At 65.1% G+C, this 17,274-nt stretch carries 18 protein-coding genes; 14 read left to right on the forward strand and 4 right to left on the reverse strand.

The genetic code is table 11. From position 1 onward, the window contains the following. Positions 1-390: 390 nt before the first annotated feature. Complete coding sequence (locus tag CV770_RS36635) at positions 391-1,815, reverse strand: methyl-accepting chemotaxis protein (protein WP_104465806.1); 1,425 nt, start codon at positions 1,813-1,815, stop codon at positions 391-393. 178 nt (positions 1,816-1,993) lie between these two features. After that, positions 1,994-3,739 carry a methyl-accepting chemotaxis protein gene (locus CV770_RS36640; protein WP_201760195.1) on the reverse strand — a complete coding sequence of 582 codons (1,746 nt, stop codon included), beginning with the start codon at positions 3,737-3,739 and terminating at the stop codon, positions 1,994-1,996. A gap of 210 nt (positions 3,740-3,949) precedes the next feature. On the opposite strand from CV770_RS36640, the gene CV770_RS36645 reads away from it, so the two are divergent. The 7 genes from CV770_RS36645 (at position 3,950) to CV770_RS36675 (ending at position 9,229) form a co-directional block, all read left to right on the forward strand. Beyond that, a complete protein-coding gene (locus CV770_RS36645) occupies positions 3,950-4,696 on the forward strand; it encodes a YebC/PmpR family DNA-binding transcriptional regulator (protein WP_091956376.1) in 747 nt (248 codons plus the stop codon). Positions 4,697-4,906: 210 nt separating this feature from the next. Next, positions 4,907-5,434 (forward strand): crossover junction endodeoxyribonuclease RuvC, encoded by a 528-nt coding sequence (gene ruvC, locus CV770_RS36650; RefSeq protein ID WP_091956377.1) that lies wholly within the window; start codon positions 4,907-4,909, stop codon positions 5,432-5,434. Continuing rightward, positions 5,431-6,048 carry a Holliday junction branch migration protein RuvA gene (ruvA, locus tag CV770_RS36655; protein WP_038971395.1) on the forward strand — a complete coding sequence of 206 codons (618 nt, stop codon included), beginning with the start codon at positions 5,431-5,433 and terminating at the stop codon, positions 6,046-6,048. The genes ruvC and ruvA overlap by 4 nt, the downstream gene beginning before the upstream one ends. A 20-nt stretch (positions 6,049-6,068) precedes the next feature. Beyond that, positions 6,069-7,103 carry a Holliday junction branch migration DNA helicase RuvB gene (gene ruvB / locus CV770_RS36660; RefSeq protein WP_177237050.1) on the forward strand — a complete coding sequence of 345 codons (1,035 nt, stop codon included), beginning with the start codon at positions 6,069-6,071 and terminating at the stop codon, positions 7,101-7,103. Positions 7,104-7,229: 126 nt separating this feature from the next. After that, positions 7,230-8,150 carry a metallophosphoesterase gene (locus CV770_RS36665; RefSeq protein WP_104465808.1) on the forward strand — a complete coding sequence of 307 codons (921 nt, stop codon included), beginning with the start codon at positions 7,230-7,232 and terminating at the stop codon, positions 8,148-8,150. Between the two features lie 68 nt (positions 8,151-8,218). Next, entirely contained in the window at positions 8,219-8,668 is a 450-nt protein-coding gene (ybgC, locus tag CV770_RS36670; protein ID WP_091956380.1) for a tol-pal system-associated acyl-CoA thioesterase, read from the forward strand. 93 nt (positions 8,669-8,761) lie between these two features. Further along, positions 8,762-9,229, forward strand: coding sequence for a nuclear transport factor 2 family protein (locus CV770_RS36675; RefSeq protein WP_104465809.1), 468 nt, complete (start codon positions 8,762-8,764; stop codon positions 9,227-9,229). Positions 9,230-9,437: 208 nt separating this feature from the next. Here CV770_RS36675 and CV770_RS36680 read toward each other — a convergent pair whose 3' ends face one another. Then, positions 9,438-10,151: a type 1 glutamine amidotransferase gene (locus CV770_RS36680; RefSeq protein ID WP_104465810.1), complete on the reverse strand. Its 714-nt coding sequence runs from the start codon at positions 10,149-10,151 to the stop codon at positions 9,438-9,440. A gap of 24 nt (positions 10,152-10,175) precedes the next feature. Then, positions 10,176-11,102 (reverse strand): LysR family transcriptional regulator, encoded by a 927-nt coding sequence (locus tag CV770_RS36685; protein ID WP_104465811.1) that lies wholly within the window; start codon positions 11,100-11,102, stop codon positions 10,176-10,178. Between the two features lie 151 nt (positions 11,103-11,253). On the opposite strand from CV770_RS36685, the gene CV770_RS36690 reads away from it, so the two are divergent. The 7 genes from CV770_RS36690 to CV770_RS36720 are packed head-to-tail and all read left to right on the forward strand — an operon-like array spanning position 11,254 to position 17,053. Then, positions 11,254-12,210 carry an N-carbamoyl-D-amino-acid hydrolase gene (locus tag CV770_RS36690; RefSeq protein ID WP_080670082.1) on the forward strand — a complete coding sequence of 319 codons (957 nt, stop codon included), beginning with the start codon at positions 11,254-11,256 and terminating at the stop codon, positions 12,208-12,210. Positions 12,211-12,250: 40 nt separating this feature from the next. Then, entirely contained in the window at positions 12,251-13,078 is an 828-nt protein-coding gene (locus CV770_RS36695; RefSeq protein WP_104465815.1) for an ABC transporter substrate-binding protein, read from the forward strand. Next, positions 13,075-13,932, forward strand: a complete 858-nt coding sequence (locus tag CV770_RS36700; protein ID WP_201760196.1) for an amino acid ABC transporter permease — start codon at positions 13,075-13,077, stop codon at positions 13,930-13,932. The genes CV770_RS36695 and CV770_RS36700 overlap by 4 nt, the downstream gene beginning before the upstream one ends. Continuing rightward, complete coding sequence (locus tag CV770_RS36705; protein WP_104465813.1) at positions 13,929-14,693, forward strand: amino acid ABC transporter ATP-binding protein; 765 nt, start codon at positions 13,929-13,931, stop codon at positions 14,691-14,693. Before CV770_RS36700 ends, CV770_RS36705 begins: the two co-directional genes overlap by 4 nt. 14 nt (positions 14,694-14,707) lie before the next feature. Then, positions 14,708-15,523, forward strand: coding sequence for an ABC transporter substrate-binding protein (locus CV770_RS36710; RefSeq protein ID WP_165637294.1), 816 nt, complete (start codon positions 14,708-14,710; stop codon positions 15,521-15,523). Beyond that, on the forward strand, positions 15,510-16,394 hold the full coding sequence (locus CV770_RS36715) for a polysaccharide deacetylase family protein (RefSeq protein ID WP_091956388.1): 885 nt from the start codon (positions 15,510-15,512) through the stop codon (positions 16,392-16,394). Before CV770_RS36710 ends, CV770_RS36715 begins: the two co-directional genes overlap by 14 nt. Before the next feature lie 8 nt (positions 16,395-16,402). Further along, entirely contained in the window at positions 16,403-17,053 is a 651-nt protein-coding gene (locus CV770_RS36720; protein ID WP_104465814.1) for an aspartate/glutamate racemase family protein, read from the forward strand. Positions 17,054-17,274 lie beyond the last annotated feature (221 nt).

Below are 17,274 nucleotides of genomic sequence, written 5' to 3' on the forward strand. Positions count from 1 at the left end.
ATTGGCGCCGGCGCCCTTCGGCATCAGCGCTTCCACAAAGCTCGGCTGTCCTGTCCGCTTCACCGCCATCGATACCTCCAAGGCTTTGACCTAGGGAATCACAACTGGCGGATTACGCAACAGGCCCCTTGTGGGAGAGGGCGGCGGCGTCAGTAGACGCGAACACGCTGGGGTGAGGGGTCTCTATCCGCGGATAACCCTCTCTCATTCTCGAGTAGCTCTGCCCGCGGAGAGAGAGAGGGATGACAATTTCGAAGTAGTGGCATTCGAGTCAAAGCCCGCCGCGGCCTGCCGGCATAAGCCATTGATTTCGCACGCCCCGGCTACTGTGCATGGGGTTGTTTTCGAGTTTTTTGTTTTGGGAGCCCCGGAACGCCGTCGCGCCGGCCGTCAGCTCTGCCGGAAACCCATCCGGAAGGCGCCCCAACGCTTGCCGCGGATCACGATCGGCGAGGACAGGTCCTTCATCAGCACGAACTGCCCGCCGCCCATGTCGCGACGGTAGGTCTGGAGCAGGAACGGCTTGGTGTTCGCTGCGACCTTCTGCACCGCGCGATCGTTGAACAGGCGGCGGTTGCGGCAGTTGGCGTTGTTCCAGACCGGGTCCTTGCCCTGCGGCAGGCGGTAGTTGGGGTTGTGGGTCGGCAGATAGCCGCCCTTGGCCCAGGCGACGCAGAACACGATGCGGGGATCGGATTTCTGGATCGGATCCTGGATCGCGGGCAGCACGCGGTCGGTGAAGTCGACGTAGTTGGTGAGGTACTGCTTTGGATCGGTGCCGGGAATTTCGCGATACGTCTCGTCCATGAGCTGGTCGAGCGTGATGTCGCCGCGATCGATCGCGGCCTCGAATTCGGTCGAGATCCGCTTCGCGGTCTCGACGACGATTCGGATCAGCGGAGCGTCCGATGTCTCCACGCCGCTGTCGGCGATCATCGCTATCAGGCCTTCGGAGGTGTCGAGCAGCTTTGTCACGCGCTGATCGGCGTTCTTGAGGTCGCGCGAGGAGAGGTCGACGCCCTTGGCGAGTTCGTTCAGTTCGCTGATGACGGTGTCGCAATGTCCGAGATTGGAGGTCGCCGCGCGCGTGACGCTGCCGATCTCCGCCTCCACGGAGGCGAAGCCCTGCTGGACCCGAGAGATGATGCCGGAGATCTGCTGGGCGCCTTCGCCGGCGGTCTTGGCGCGCTGCGAAGCGTCGCTGCTCTCGCCGATCAGACCTTCGATCTGGCCGTCGAGATCGCGCACTGTGTCGGAGATCTGGTGCGTGGCCTGGCGGGTGGCTTCCGCGAGATTCTTCACCTCGCTTGCGACCACGGCAAAGCCGCGGCCGGCATTGCCGGCGCGGGCGGCTTCGATCGTTGCGTTCAGCGCCAGCAGATTGGTCTGCTTCGCGATCGCCTCGATCGAGCCGGAGACTTTCGCGACCTGCGCCAGCGCCGAGCCGACGGCACTGAGGCGCGCCTCGATGCGCTCCACCGCTGCGACGAGCTCGGAGATGTGGTTGACCGCGGTGTCGACGGCGCTGCGCGATTGCGCGATCTCGCCGACCGCCGCGGACGTGGTCGTTTGCACGGCCTGCGATGCATTGGCGATATCGTGGTTGGCCGAGACCATCGTCTCGGCGGTCTCCTGGAGATGGTGGAACCGTTCCGACTGGTTTGCGACGCGGTTTGCAACTTCCTGGACGTTGCCGGCGATATCGGCGAGTTCCACGCCGAGGCCGCCGATGCGGTCGGCAAGCTGATCAATCAGCCGTTCGGCCAGCGTGCGATTGGAGTCGGTGTCCATGACTGCAAGTTGTACGACGGACATGTTCGATGAGTCCTCCAGTCAGAGCCGCAACCCGGCTCACGGCGGCATTCCCATTTCAATTCAGCTTAAAAGGATGATTCGCGGCCGGCGTCTTGCCTGAGCGTGCACTCAGGCGCAATTCGCGCCTTATTTCTCTATTCCGCTCGAAAAACTGCGGGACATTTTTTCGGACCAGGCTCTAGAGCTTGTAAGCCGTGCGGAATCCACCCCAGTGCCGGCCCTGCACGCGGATCGGAACGTCGATCTCGCGCATCATCACCGTATTCCCGTTGCCCATGTCGCGCGCATAGCTTTGCACCAGGTACGAGCGCAGGTTGCGTGCGGCCGCCAACCCCGCCGGATCGTTGAATATCCTGCGGTTGCGACTATTGGCTGTGTTCCAGGCGACGTCGCCCGGTCGCTGCGGGTGCGAATAGATCTTGTTGTGCACCGGCAGGAAGCCGTTGCGGTCGACCATGGCGCAGAACGCCATGCGCTGGTCCTTGGCCAGAAAGACCTCCTGGAACGGCGGCAGCGCGCGGTCGGCCCAGTCGAGATATTTCGTGCGGTATTGCTGCGGATTGGTCCCGGCGATTTCGGCGTAGTCGGTGTCGAAGAGGTCGTTGATCCCAACTTCGCCGCGGGCAACGGCCTGCTCGAAGATCTGGGTCAGCGCGTTGCCCGCTTCCATGGCGCGGGTGACGAACTCCGTGTTCTCTTCGTGGATCGCCCAGAGCCTGTCCTCGATTTTTTCGCGGAGCTCGGCATTGGGACCAACGAATTGCGCGCGGGCCCCGGCCTTGGATTGCTCGATCACGCGCAGGCGGCAGGCGCCGACGGCTTCGAGGGTACCTTCGATCATCGCTTGCGGTGCAAGCCGGCCTGCATCCGCGCCGCCGATCAGCACACCGTCCATCGAGATTTCATAGACCGGCATCACGCCGCGCGGGCTCTCGAACTTGAGATGGCAGGGCAGCCGTTCGGTCTTGCGGCGGTCGTCGTGCTCGCTCTGGCGGAGCAGCACGGCGCAGCGCGATTTCAGCTTCTGTGCGAAGGTGGTGACGGCTTTGCCGGCACTGGCGACGTTCTCGCCATGGCTCTCGGCCGCCTTGGTCGCGGCATCGATCTCGGCTGCGCTCTCGCCGACAGAGACGATGAACTCCGAGGCGCTGGCGGCGTTGCCGGAGACTTCGCTGGTGGTGGCGTTCTGCTCGGCGACCGCGCCGTTGACGGTCTCAAAGACCGGGCGGATCGCCTCGATCGCTTGCGAAATGCGGTGCACGGCATCGGCAGAGCCGGCGGCATCGCGCTGCAGCGCGTCGATCTTCTTCGTAATCTCTTCCGTCGCGCCTTGCGTCTGCACCGCGAGGGCCTTGACCTCGGTTGCGACGACCGCAAAGCCTTTTCCCGCAGCGCCCGCGCGTGCGGCCTCGATCGTCGAGTTGAGCGCGAGCAGCGTCGTCTGCCGCGCGATCTGCGCGATCAGGTTGACGACATTGCCGATGGCGGCGGAGGATTCGCGCAAGCGATCGACATTGGCGCGGGCTTCCTGCGCCGCGGCGCTGGCCTCGTCGGCGAGCTTGCCGGCCTCGCGAACCTGCGCTCCGATCCCCAGCGCCGACTGGGTGAACTTGTCGGCGGCATGGGCGAAGGTGGAGGCGGTTGATTGCGCGGCATTGGTCCGGCCGGTCAGGGCGTCGGTGCGGTCGCGAATGGCGGCAAGCGTCGATGCGGTCGCTTCGGCGCCGCCCGCCACCGAATTGGCGGCGCGCTCGAGCTGGCGGATCATCGAGCCAAGCTCGAGTTCCAGCAATTCCAGGATCTCCCGCGCGGAATCACCTTCGGTTGGGGCGGGCTCGGACTGGGCCACCGGCGGCGCGGCCTCTGCGGCTGCCACGGGCGCGGCCATATCCGGCAGACGCTTCCGAAATAGTCCGAATGCCATCAGGTCTCTCTTGTCGGGGGACGCTCGGAGGTTATTTTCGCAGGCTGGAATGAAGTCAGGGTTAACGATGCTTCACCTCTAGGCAGGGGCCTGTACGGTGTTACCTTAAAGTATCCGAGACCCTTTCATTCCGGTGGGTTGGCGGCCTATAAGGCCGCGTTTCCCACCCTCATTGGCGTACGATTCCAAGAGACCCCCGAGAGACCACGCATGGCCGGACATTCCCAATTCAAGAACATCATGCACCGCAAGGGGCGGCAGGATGCCCAGAAGTCGAAGCTGTTCGGCAAGCTGGCGCGGGAAATCACCGTCGCGGCCAAACTGGGCACGCCCGACCCCAACATGAACCCCCGCCTGCGCGCCGCCATCATCGCCGCGCGCCAGGAGAACATGCCGAAGGACAATATCGAGCGCGCCGTCAAGAAAGCGCTCGGCAATGAGGGCGAGAACTATGACGAGATCCGCTACGAGGGCTATGGCCCCGGCGGCGTCGCCGTCATCGTCGAGGCGCTGACCGACAACCGCAACCGCGCCGCCTCCGACATCCGCTCCTTCTTCACCAAGTCAGGCGGCAATCTCGGCGAAACCGGCTCGGTGTCCTTCATGTTCGACCGCACCGGAATCATCGAATACGACCGCAGCGTGGCCTCCGACGACGCCGTGCTCGATGCGGCGATCGAGGCCGGCGCCGACGACGTCGTCTCCAGCGAAGCCGGCCACGAGATCTACGCCTCGACCGAAGGCTATCGCGACGTCGCCAAGGCGCTGGAAGCCAAGTTCGGCGAGCCGCGCAAGGCCGCATTGATCTGGAAGCCGCAGAACACGGTCGCCGTCGACGACGAGACCGGCGAGAAGCTGCTCAAGCTGATGGATCTGCTCAACGAGCACGACGACGTCCAGCACGTCTACGCCAATTTCGAGGTCTCGGACGCGCTGGTCGCGAAGATGGGCGGCTGAAGTCCACCGTGTCCCGGACGCGCTGCAGCGTGAAACGCTGCTGCGCAGAGCCGGGACCCATGACACCTCGAGTACCGGCGACAACTGGGCCCGGTTCAGCGCCACACCGCTTTGCGCTGCGTCGCGCCCGGGGCACGAGACCGTCACTTCCCCTGTTACTTCCGTTCTGTTTCTGTTTCCCCAACGGCAGCCAGCCGCTATCACTGGCCCATGACTGCGCTCCCGATTCGTGGCCCCGTTCGCATCATCGGCATCGACCCTGGCCTCCGCCGCACCGGCTGGGGCGTGATCGAGGCTGAGGGCAATCGCCTGATCTACGTCGCCTGCGGTTCGGTGGAACCGCCGGACGATTTGCCGCTGGCCAGCCGGCTGCTCGCGATCCACGAGGGGCTGGCGTCCGTCCTGTCCGACCACAAGCCGATGGAAGCCGCGGTCGAGCAGACCTTCGTCAACAAGGACGGCGTTGCGACGCTGAAACTCGGCCAGGCCCGCGGCGTCGCCATGCTGGCGCCCGCGATGTTCGGTATCTCTGTCGCCGAATACGCGCCGAACCAGGTCAAGAAGACCGTGGTCGGCGCCGGCCATGCCGACAAGCAACAGATCGCGATGATGCTGAAGATATTGCTGCCCAAGGCCGAGCCGCCGTCCGCCGACGCCGCCGACGCGCTCGCCATCGCCATCACCCACGCCCATCATCGCCAGAGCACGGCGCTCAGGCTGAAGGTGGCGGGGTTATGATCGGCAAGCTCAAGGGCCTGATCGATTCCTACGGCGAGGATTATGTGCTCCTCGACGTCGGCGGCGTCGGCTATCAGGTGCATTGCTCGGCGCGTACACTGCAGCATCTGCCCTCGCCGGGAGAGGCTGCCGTGCTGTCGATCGAGACCTATGTCCGCGAGGACCAAATAAAACTGTTCGGCTTCCGCACCGACCAGGAGCGCGAATGGTTTCGCCTGCTGCAGACCGTGCAGGGCGTCGGTGCCAAGGTCGCGCTCGCCGTGCTCGGCACGCTGGCGCCTTCCGATCTCGCCAACGCCATTGCGCTGCGCGATAAGGCCGCGGTGGCGCGCACGCCCGGCGTCGGTCCCAAGGTCGCCGAACGCATCGTCACCGAATTGAAGGACAAGGCGCCGGCTTTCGCCAATGTCGATCCCGCCGTGGTGCATCTCGCCGGCGCCGTCGACGACCAGCGGGCGCCGCGGCCCGTCGCCGACGCGATCTCCGCGCTGGTCAATCTCGGCTATGGTCAGCCGCAAGCGGCCGCCGCCATTGCATCCGCATCGCGCAGCGCGGGTGAGAACGCCGAGACGGCGCAGCTCATTCGCCTCGGCCTGAAGGAACTGGCGAAGTGAGCGATCCCAAGGCCAACCGCATGGTCTCGCCCGAGCGCCGCAGCGACGATGTCGGCGACACCGCGCTGCGTCCGCAATCGCTGTCCGACTTCGTTGGCCAGCAGCAGGCGCGCAAGAACCTCTCCATCTTCATCGAGGCGGCGCGCAAGCGCGGCGAGGCGCTGGATCACGTGCTGTTCGTAGGTCCCCCCGGCCTCGGCAAGACCACGCTGGCGCAGATCGTGGCCAAGGAGCTGGGCGTCGGCTTTCGCGCGACGTCAGGGCCGGTGATCGCCAAGGCCGGCGATCTCGCAGCTCTTCTCACCAATCTCGAAGAGCGCGACGTGCTCTTCATCGACGAGATCCATCGTCTGAGCCCGGCGGTGGAAGAGGTGCTCTATCCCGCGATGGAGGACTTTCAGCTCGACCTCATCATCGGCGAGGGCCCGGCGGCGCGCTCGGTGAAGATCGAACTGTCGAAATTCACCCTCGTCGGCGCCACCACGCGTGCCGGCCTGCTCACCAATCCCTTGCGCGATCGTTTCGGCATTCCGGTGCGGCTCAATTTCTACACGATCGAGGAGCTCGAAAGCATCGTCAGTCGGGGCGCGCGCGTGCTCAATGTCGGCATGAGCGCCGACGGCGCCAACGAGATCGCGCGCCGTGCTCGCGGCACGCCGCGTATCGCCGGCCGCCTGCTCCGCCGCGTGCGCGATTTCGCCTCGGCGGCCGATGCCGACAAGATCGACCGCAAGATCGCCGACCACGCCCTGAGCGCGCTCGAGGTCGATGCCGCGGGCCTCGACGCGATGGACCGTCGCTATCTCACGACCATCGCGATGAACTATGGCGGCGGCCCGGTTGGCGTTGAGACCATGGCCGCCGCGTTGTCCGAGCCGCGCGATGCGATCGAGGACATCATCGAGCCCTATCTGATCCAGTGCGGCTATCTCCAGCGCACCCCGCGCGGCCGGCTGCTCACCTCGCATGCCTTTCGTCATCTCGGCATCGCCGAGCCCTCGCGCGATGCGGCGGCACAATTCGGCCTGTTCGGCACGGACGAGAGCGACGACTGAGCTGCGCCAATACAGCGCGCTCCTTTCATGAATTTCTGGTAATCTCGTGCAGACGGTCTGCACGAATGCACCCCAATTCCGCTCCAATCGGACCGCATCAACAAGGCGCATCTCGATCGGGTTTCCATGATCACGCGCCGTCATTTCATCCGTTCCATCGGCGGTCTGTCCGCCCTCGGCATCTCGACCGCCGCCTACGGCGTCGGCGTCGAGCCGGTGCTGCGGCTTCGCGTCACCCGCTATCATCCGAAGCCGCGGCAATGGCCGGCGGATTTTCCGTTGAAGATCGCGGCCATCGCCGACATCCACGCCTGCGATCCCTGGATGTCGCTGGAGCGGATCGAGGGCATCGTCGACCGTACCAATGCGCTGAATGCCGATCTCGTCGTGCTGCTCGGCGACTATGTCGCCGGCCTTCACCACGTCACGCGCCTCATCCCGTCGCGCGAATGGGCGAGGGTGCTGGCCGGACTCAAGGCACCGCTCGGCGTCCATGCCGTCATGGGCAATCACGATTATTGGGACGACAGGACCGTGCAGCAGGCGGGGCACGGACCGACCATCGCGCATCGGGCGCTGGAGGCGGCCGGCATCCCGGTCTACGAGAATGACGTCGTGCGCCTCACCAAGGACGGCCGCCCGTTCTGGCTTGCCGGGCTCGGCGATCAGCTGGCCTTCCTGCCGGCGCGGCGCTTCCGCAGCATCGGCCGCTTCGGCGCCGACGATCTTGCGGGCACGCTGGCGAAGGTCACCGACGATGCGCCGGTCATCCTGCTCGCGCACGAGCCCAACATCGCGCCGCTCGTACCCGGGCGCGTCGCGCTGCAACTGTCCGGCCATACCCATGGCGGCCAGGTTCGCCTGCTTGGCTGGTCGCCGGCGGTTTCGCCCAAGAACGGCCTGCGCCTCGCTTATGGCCACTTCCGCCTGAAATGCGACCTCATTGTCTCCGGTGGCCTCGGTTGCAGCATCATGCCGGTCCGCGTCGGCGTGCCGCCCGAGATCGTCGAGGTGACGCTGGGAAGGACAGGGCTCGCTGTGTCCTAGCTACGCTTGCGCGTCCGGCCGTTTTTGCGCAAAACGGACCTATAGCGACAAGCGAAGAGGCTCGCGACGTGACAGCTCATCTCGACGGCGAGATCCGCGACGGCCGCCACCACATGCAGGTCCGCGTCTATTACGAGGACACGGATTTCTCCGGCATCGTCTATCACGCCAATTATCTGCGCTACATGGAGCGCGGCCGCACCAATCACCTCAGGCTGATGGGCGCCGAGCAGCAGGCGCTGTTCGATCAGGTGGAGACGGAAGGCGCGGGCTTCGCCTTCGTGGTGCGCTCGATGCATCTGGATTTCCTCAAGCCCGCGCGGATGGACGACGTGCTCGACGTTGTGACCTGGCCGGTTGCGGTGAAGGGCGCCTCGATCATGCTGGCGCAGGAAGTGCGTCGCGGCGCGGAAGTTCTGGTGAAGGCCGAGGTCCGCGTCGCCTTCATCAGCGGCGGCCGCGCGCAGCCGATCCCGAAATCGATCCGCGCATTGATGAAGGCCGATCTGATTTCGTGATCGCCCGATAAGTGATCGCCCGATTTGTGATGGCCTATCGACTCCACAATTTGCGGCGATAGATTGCGGCCCCGACCCACCGATGAGGCCATCATGTCGCGCCCGCCGCTTCCGCCCTTCACCCGTGAGACCGCCGCGCAAAAGGCCCGCATGGCCGAGGACGCCTGGAATTCACGCGACCCGGTGCGCGTCTCGCTCGCCTATACCGAGGACAGCCGCTGGCGCAATCGCTCCGAGGTCTTGCAGGGCCGCGAGGCCATCGTCGCGTTCCTCACCCGCAAATGGGAGAAGGAGCAGGACTATCGCCTGATCAAGGACCTCTGGGCCTTCGACGAGAACCGCATTGCCGTGCGCTTCCAGTACGAATGGCACGATGCGAGCGGCAAGTGGTATCGCTCTTACGGCAACGAGGAGTGGGAGTTCGACGAGCACGGCTTGATGAAGCGGCGCGAAGCGTCGATCAACGATATCGCGATTGCGGAGAAGGACCGCCGCTTTCACTGGACCGCGCCGGGACCGCGGCCGGCGGACGTTGCGGGATTGGGGACGGATCCGTTCTGATGTTCGCGAGATAGCGCGGCGAGCGCGTTGCACCCTCTCCCCTTGTGGGAGAGGGTGGCTCGCCGCATAGCGGCGAGACGGGTGAGGGGTATCTCTCCGCGACTCCAACTCTTATTGAATGCGCTGAGACAGACCCCTCATCCGGCGCTTCGCGCCGCCTTCTCCCACAAGGGGAGAAGGGAAGAAGAGCAGCCGCGAGTTTCGTCGACTACGGCGCCGTGCGCTTCGCCAGAAACCTCGTAATTGCCCCACCGAGCTTCGCATTATCCATCGGCTCGGCCAGCGATGCGCGCGCCGTCGCCAACACGTCTTCTGGCGTCTTGCCGTCGCGCAGATCGCAGCACACTTGCGCAAACGCCACGTCGAACTCCGGGTGCGGCTGCACGGTCAGCGTCGTGCCATTGGCGTAGAGCAGGCCGGCATGCGGGGTGAACTCCGACGACAGGATTGTCAGCGCATCGTTGGGCGGCTCGATCACCTGATCCTGATGTGAGGCGGCGATTGCGACCTCCTCGCCGGCAATGACGCCGTTCTCAGGCAGCACCTGATAGACGTGCCGGCCGATGCCCCAGCCTTTCTCCGACTTACGCACGGTGCCGCCGAGCGCCTGCGCGATCAGCTGATGGCCGAAGCAGATTCCGACCATCGGCGTCTTGTTGGCGTAGGCGGTGCGGACAAAAGCTTCCAGCGGCGCGATCCAGTCGAGCCCGTCATAGACGCCGGCCGCCGCGCCGGTGATCAGCACGGCCTCGAGCTTGCCCGGATCGGGAAGCGCGTCGCCATTCGGGATGCTGACGACGTCCACCGTAGCCGTCGGGTCCTCGGTGCGAACCATGCGTTCGAACATGTCCGGGAACGAGCCGTGCTGCTCCCGATATTTTTGCGGGACCTGTCCGGTCTCGATGATGGTGATGCGTGCCATGTGCCCCCAAGAAGGTTGCGAAGCTCAGTCGCTTTCTGCCCGATATTGCTGGTGTGACGCTGTGCGCTCCAGCAGTGCACTTTCCTTGCGGACCTCGTTGAGAAAGGCCTTGGCCAGGCGCGATAGCGGCTCGGCCTCCGACCATAGCATATAGGCGACCGCGTGCGTCGTCGGGGTGAACGGCCGTACGACAAGGCCGTGGCCACCGTTCTGGCGCGGCGAGAAGGGGTCGACGACGGCGGCGCCGACGCCAGCGGCGGCGAGCACACAGGCCGTGTTGCAGTAGCGCACCTCGACGGTCGGCTGAAACGGCGCGCCGGCGCGGGCAAAACTGTCGCGCACGGCTTCACCCAGCCGCGTGCCGCGTTCGAGCCCGATGAAAGGCAGGCCGGACAGATCCGAAGCCGAGATCATGGGCCTTTCGGCGAGCGGGTGCTGCGGCGGCAGCACGCACACCATCTCGCCGGTGTGCACCACCTCGTGCGCGATGCCGGGATGATGCGTCAGCCCGAGCGCGAAGCCGAGCTCGGCGACGCGGCTGAGCACGCCCTCGATGATGCCCTCGTAGCGGCGCACGTCGAAGAACACGCGCGTTTCCGGGCGGCGTCGCAGGAATCCTGATAGCGCGGTCGGGATGATGCTGTAGGCGAGCGGCGGCGTCGCCACGATGGCAAGATGCCCGGAGCGGTTCTCGCGCAGATCGCGCACGCGGTTCTCGAGCTTTGCGTGCAGCGCGAAGATCGCTTCGCTCTCCTTGTACAGCGCCATCGCTTCCGCGGTGGGAAACAGCCGGTTGTTGACGCGCTCGAACAAGGCGAAGCCCGCCTGCGCCTCCATCGTCTTCAGCGCATTGCTGACCGCGGGTTGCGAGAGGGCCAGTTCGTCCGCCGCCGCGACCGTGGTGCGATGGCGGATGACGGCGCGCAGGATTTCGAGCTGACGCAGGTTCATATCACTGCCGATTATACTCAGGGCCAAAACATCATAGCAGAACGAATTGATTTTGCAGCCCCGCTCGCCCGTAATGGCAGCGGATTTGCACGTCGCATCAAAGGGTTCATTCGCCCATTGAGGCAGCACTGCGCACAGATTGGAGGCAATCTTGGTTCGTGTCCTTCGCGCCGCCGCAGCTCAAATGGGGCCGACGCAAAAAGCCGATACGCGCGAGCATACGCTGTCGCGGATGCTAGCGCTGCTGGAGGAGGCGGCCGGCCGCGGCGCGAGCCTCGTGGTGTTCCCCGAGCTTGCCTTCACCACCTTCTTCCCGCGCTGGCTGCTCGAGGGTGAGGCGCTCGACCGATATTTCGAGCGCGGAATGCCGAACCCTGCGGTGGCAAAACTGTTCGATCGTGCGCGGGCGCTGCGCGTCGGCTTCTATGTCGGTTATGCCGAGCAGACCGCGGACGGCCGCCGCTACAATTGCGCCATCCTGGTCGATCGCGACGGCGAGATTTTGGGCCGCTATCGCAAGGTTCACCTGCCGGGTTCGGTGGAGCCGCGGCCGGGCGCACGCTACCAGCAACTCGAGAAACGCTATTTCGAATATGGCGATCTCGGCTTCCCCGCCTTCCGCGCCGGCTCGGCCTGGGCCCACGCCATTATGGGCATGATGATCTGCAACGATCGGCGCTGGCCGGAATCCTGGCGCGTGCTCGGTCTGCAGGGCGTCGAGCTCGTCTGTATCGGCTACAATTCAGCGGCCTACGATCCCAATGGCGGCACCACCGAAGACGGCGCCTTGCGCACCTTCCACTCGACATTGGTGACGCAGGCCAACGCCTACATGAACGCTACCTGGGCGATCTCGGTGGCGAAGGCGGGCGAGGAGGACGGCTCCGGGCTGATCGGCGGCTCCTGCATCGTCGATCCCAATGGGCGCATCGTCGCGCAGGCGCAGACGCTCGCCGATGAAGTGATCGTCGCCGACATCGATCTCGATCTGTGCCGCCAGGGCAAGGACAAGATGTTCAACTTCGCCGCCCACCGGCGGCCGGAGCAATACAGGGTGATCACTGAACGTGCCGGCGTCATCGAGCCGGCCGTTCTCGATGCGGATTGATTTCAAACGGCCGGTCGCGGCGCCAGCCAAAGGAGCTGACATGACACGCCTTTCGCATTTCCTCGCCCTTGCAACCCTGGCTGCCGCGACGTCGGCACAGGCGGCCGAGCTTCCGGCGGAGATCAAGCAGGCGGGCACGCTGAAGCTCACGGTCAACTCCACCTACGCGCCGATGGAATATCGCGATCCGGCGACTAATGAGCTCGTCGGGCTCGACATCGATCTGGCGAACGAGCTCGCCAAGCGGCTCGGCGGTCTCAAGATCGTCTGGAGCGAGACGCCATTCGCCGAGCTGATCCCTTCGCTGCAGACCAAGCGCGCCGATTTCATCATCTCCGGCATCTCGGACCGCGCCTCGCGGCGCGAGACTGCCGATTTCGTCGATTACCTCCAGACCGGCCCGCAATTCTTCGTCATGGCGGACAATGGAGCCAAGGACGCGACCGATCTCTGCGGCAAGAAGGTCGGAACCACCCGCAGTACCAGCTTCCCGGTCGAGATCGAGAAGTGGAGCAGGCAGAATTGTGAGCCGGCCGGCAAGCCTGCCATCCAGTACGTTCCGGGCGAGAATTCGATCGACGTCCGCAACCAGCTCAAGCAAGGCCGCATCGATGCCGCCGTGCAGGGCAGCGAGACGCTGCCTTATGCGCAAACGCAGGAGCCCGGCAAATACCGTGTCGTCGGCGAGCCCTTCGCCAAAGGCTATCAAGGCATCATGTTTCGCAAGGACGATGCCGCCCTGCGCGAGGTCGTGACTGAAAAGCTCGCCGCCATGATCGCCGACGGCTCCTATAAGGCTGTTCTCGATAAATGGGGCTTAGGTGCGAACGCTGTGGCCCAGCCCATGCTCAACGCGGCGCCGCAATGAAGCCGGCGCCGGCACTCGCGGAAGGTTTCCCTGATCTGTCGGGGATGAGCATCGCGCGCGAGCCGCATTGGTTTCGCTGGCTCAGCGCCGCACTGATCATTCTGGCGCTCGCGGCCATTGCGCGCGCGTTTGCGAACGGCCAGATCGAATGGTCCTATGTCAGCCGCTTCCTGACCGCAAAAGTCATTCTCGAAGGCATCGTCAACACCATGGTGATGGCGGTGCTGGCGATGGCGCTCGGCATTGTCCTGGGCATCGTCGTCGCGATCATGCGGCTGTCGCCCAATCCGGTGCTGAAGACGGTGGCCGCCGGCTACACCTGGCTGTTCCGCGGCACGCCGCTGATCCTGCAACTCTTGCTGTGGTTCAACCTCGCGCTGGTGTTTCCGACCATCGGCATTCCCGGCCTGTGGAGCGCGCGCGCCGTTGACGTCATGACGCCCTTCCTTGCCGCGCTGCTCGGGCTCGGCATCAACCAGGGCGCCTACACCTCCGAGGTGATGCGCGCCGGCATGTTGTCGGTCGACATCGGACAATATGAGGCGGCGCAGGCGATCGGCATGGGACGGCTGCGCGCGCTGCGCCGCATCGTGCTGCCGCAGGCGATGCGGGTGGTGATCCCGCCGCTCGGCAACGAGTTCATCGGCATGGTGAAGGCGACCTCGCTCGCGAGTGTCATCCAGTATCCGGAACTGCTGCACAACGCCGAAAACATCTATTACGCCAATTCCCGCGTGATCGAGCTCTTGATCGTCGCCGGGCTCTGGTACCTGCTCGTGGTCTCGATCCTGACGCCGCTCCAGATGCTGCTCGAACGCCGTTTTGCGCGCGGCACATTGCGGCTCGCGCGATGACAAAGCCCCTCGTCGCGATCCGCTCCGTCGCCAAGAACTTTGGCGAGTTCCAGGCTCTCAGAAGCGTCTCGCTCGACGTCTGGCCCGGCGAGGTGATGTGCCTGATCGGCGCCTCCGGCTCCGGCAAGACCACGCTGCTCCGCTGCATTAACCAGCTGGCCACGATCGATGCCGGCGGCATCTGGCTCGACGGCGAATTGCTCGGGGTGCGCGAGCAAAGCGGACGGCTGTACCGTCTCAGCGAGCGCGAGATTGGGCGGCAGCGGCTGAAGACCGGCATGGTGTTCCAGCGCTTCAATTTGTTTCCACACAAGACGGCGCTGGAGAACATCACCGAAGGTCCGCTCCAGGTTCAGGGCCGCAAGCCCGATGAGGTGCGCGCTGAAGCGCTCGAACTGTTGCGCCGCGTCGGATTGTCCGCGAAGGCGGACTCGTATCCCGCACAGCTCTCCGGCGGCCAGCAGCAGCGCGTCGCCATTGCCCGGGCGCTGGCGATGAAGCCGATGCTGATGCTCTTTGATGAACCGACCAGCGCGCTCGATCCCGAGCTCGTCGGCGAGGTGCTCGCGGTCATGAAGGAGCTGGCGCGGAGCGGCATGACCATGATGGTGGTGACGCACGAGCTCGGCTTCGCGCGCGAGGTCGCCGATCGCGTAGTCTACATGGACCAGGGCGCGATCGTCGAGCAGGGGCGCGCATCGGACGTGTTGGGCGCCCCGCGCGAGGAGCGCACCAGGGCATTTCTTTCGGCTGTGATCTGAATGGGAGCGTGTTGATGAAGAGACTTTTGGTTGCGGCGGCGTTCCTCGGCGTCATGAACGCGTCGGTGATGGCGATCGATCTGCCGGCGGAGATCGCCAAGCGGGGCAGCATCAAGGTGGCGTTGGTGCCGAACTATCCGCCGATGGAGTTCCGCGATCCCGCTACCAACGCGCTATCCGGCTTCGACATCGATCTCGGCGAAGCCATCGGCCGTAAGCTCGGCGTCAAGATCGAATGGACCGAGACCAGCTTTGCCGAGTTCATGCCGTCGATCTCGACTGGGCGCGTGGACGCCATCCTGTCCGGCTTCACCGACTATGCCAGCCGGCACGAGATCGCGTCCTTCGTCGATTATCTGCGCAGCGGTCCGCAGTTCTTCGTGCAGCAGTCGCGCAAGGCGGAATTCAAGGACGCCGCATCGCTCTGCGGCAAGAAGGTCGGCGCCAGCCGCCGCACCATGTTCCCGGCGCAGATCGCGGCTTGGAGCGAGAAGAATTGCGGCAGCAGTCCGATTCAGTTCGTCGGCACCGACGGCTCAGCCGACGCCCGCACCCAGCTCAGGCAGGGCCGCATCGATGCCGCCGCCCAGGGCAACGAGACGCTGCCTTACATCATGGACCTCGAGCCCGGCACCTATGCAACTGTGGGCGAGCCCATCGCACAGCAATTCACCGGCATCGCGCTGCCGGTCAAGGAAAAGGCACTGCAGCAGGCCATGCTGGAGGCGGTCGACGCGCTGATCGCGGACGGCACCTATCGCACCCTGCTTGCCAAGTGGAAACTGACGGACAACGCACTCGAGAAGGCGACCATCAATGCTGGACAGTAAAGCACTCCAGAGCATCCCGCTCGTCCCGGCCAACACCGCAGATCCTGCGCCGGACCATCCGTGGCCGAAGCCGTACAAGTCGGCGATGTTCCTGTCGTTCGACGTGGACGCCGAGAGCGCGTGGACCAGCAAGGACGCAAGTCACGCCCAGCGGCTCATCACCATGAGCTATGGCGGTTATGAGGCCCGCGTTGGCACGCCAAAACTGCTGGAGCTGCTCGACCAGCTCGATCTGAAGGCCACCTTCTTCGTCACGGGATGGTCGGTCGATGCGCATCCCGCGATGGCCGAGTCCATCCTCAAGGCCGGCCACGAGATCGGACATCACGGCTATCATCATCTGCTGCCCGATCCCGGCGATCCCTGGATCGAGGAGGAGCTTGAACGCGGTTTCGAGGCGCTCAAGCGTCGGCTCGGCGTGAAGCCAACCGGCTATCGCGCGCCCTATGGCGAGTTCACCGAGGAGCTGCGCGTCGCGCTGGTGCGTCACGGCATCGTCTATACCTCCTCGTTCCGCGACGACGTGCGGCCCTATCGCCATCGTCTTGCCGACGGCAAGCCCGGCACGATCGAGCTGCCGGTGACCGCGAGCTATGACGACTGGATGCACGGTCTCTCCGCCCGCTTCAGCCCGCGCTCGATCTTCCCCAAGGAACACGTGCTCTCGATCTGGAAGGACGAGCTCGACGAGGTCCGCGACTGGGGCGCGATGGTGACGACGGTGCTGCATCCGCAGTGCAGCGGCCGCCCGATGCGGCTGCGCCTGCTGCGCGAATTTCTGACTTACGCAAAGTCATGCCCTGATGTCTGGATCACGACCGGCGAGAAGATCGCGGAGAACTTTTTGCGCCACGAGGCCGGTAACCGCTAGGGAGCGCCATGACCCGCATCCTTGTCATCAACCCGAACTCCTCGGCGTCGGTAACGGCGGCGATCGACGAGGCGGTCGAGCCGCTGCGGATCGCCGGCGGGCCTGACATCGAAGTGGTCGGCCTTGCCGAGGGCCCGCCCGGCATCTCGTCGCAGCGCGATGCCGACAGCGTCGTCATGCCGCTGGTGAATCGTGTGTCGCGCGACGACGCCGATGCCTTCGTGCTCGCTTGCTTCAGCGATCCCGGTCTGCATGCGGTGCGCGAGGCTGCCGGCGGTCGCCCGGTGCTGGGCATCGCCGAGTGCGGCATTTTTCGCGCGCTGATGCTCGGCGAACGTTTCGGCATCATCGCGCTGTCGCCGTCGAGCATCCGGCGCCAGCAACGGATGGTGCGGGTCATGGGCGTCGACGGCCGCTATGCCGGAAGCTGGTCGGTCGGCGCGAGCGCAGCCGAGACCGCAGCCGCAGATATCCGGGGACGATTGATCGAGGCCGGCCGCGCGCTTGTGACGCAATGCCGCGCCGACGTCGTGCTGATGGGCTGCGCCGGGATGGCCTCGCATCGCGCGGCGATTGCGGAGGCGATAGGCGTGCCGGTGGTCGAGCCGGCGCAGCAGGCAGTCGCGACCGCGATCGGCGCGGTCTTGTTGAACACGTGAAGCACAAATGATGAAGCCCCGTTTTTCTGACACAGCTCAGGCTACGCGCTCCCTGCAACCTCTCCCGCTTGCGGGGGAGGTCGACGCGCGAAGCGCGGCGGGTGGGGGCTCTCTCCTCTTGGGGGTCCTCGCTTGCGGAGACACCCCCACCCCAGCCCTCCCCCGCAAGCGGGAGAGGGAGCAAACTGCCGTTGCGGCAGCCTATGACTACACTTAGGAGC

Source organism: Bradyrhizobium sp. AC87j1 (assembly GCF_002936975.1).
Lineage (GTDB): Bacteria > Pseudomonadota > Alphaproteobacteria > Rhizobiales > Xanthobacteraceae > Bradyrhizobium > Bradyrhizobium shewense.